At 55.4% G+C, this 643-nt stretch carries 1 protein-coding gene; it reads left to right on the forward strand.

The window, feature by feature from the left end; translation table 11 throughout:
* Window positions 1–11 precede the first annotated feature (11 nt).
* Window positions 12–643: reverse transcriptase N-terminal domain-containing protein (locus C5470_RS22155; RefSeq protein WP_339917282.1), on the forward strand; the 632-nt coding region annotated here is incomplete at its 3' end.

A 643-nucleotide genomic window follows, 5' to 3' on the forward strand; every position in this document is an offset into this window, starting at 1 on the left:
CCTTCGAGGCTATTCACTGGGATGTCATCAACTGGCGGGCCATTGAACAGCAGGTGCGGCGACTGCAAATGCGTATCGCGAAGGCAACCCGGGAAAGACGCTGGGGCAAGGTGAAAGCCCTGCAATGGCTTCTGACCCATGCGTTCTCAGCCAAATTACTGGCGGTACAGCGCGTAACGAGCAATACCGGCCGTAACCCCCCCGGTGTGGATGGCCAAATCTGGAAAACCCCCACGCAGAAACTCAAGGGTGCGCAGTCATTACAACGGCGAGGGTATCAAACCCAACCATTGAGGCGCATCTATATCCCCAAAAAGAATGGCAAACGTCGACCGCTCGGTATTCCCGTTATGGCTGACCGTGCTCAGCAAGCACTTCATTTGCTGGCACTGGAACCCGTAGCAGAAATGCTGGCAGACCCAAACGCCTACGGGTTCCGGCCCGGACGGTCCGCGGCAGACGCCATCGCACAGTGTTTCAATATACTGGCACAACGCAACGCAGCCCGGTGGATCTTTGAAGGGGATATAAAAGCCTGCTTTGATCAAATCAGCCATACATGGCTTCGTGAGCATGTGCCGATGGATAAATCAGTCCTCGGAAAATGGCTGACGGCAGGCTACATGGAAGACGGCAAGGTCTA

The sequence above is a fragment of the Photorhabdus stackebrandtii genome (assembly GCF_011189495.1).
Classification (GTDB): Bacteria; Pseudomonadota; Gammaproteobacteria; order Enterobacterales; family Enterobacteriaceae; genus Photorhabdus; species Photorhabdus khanii.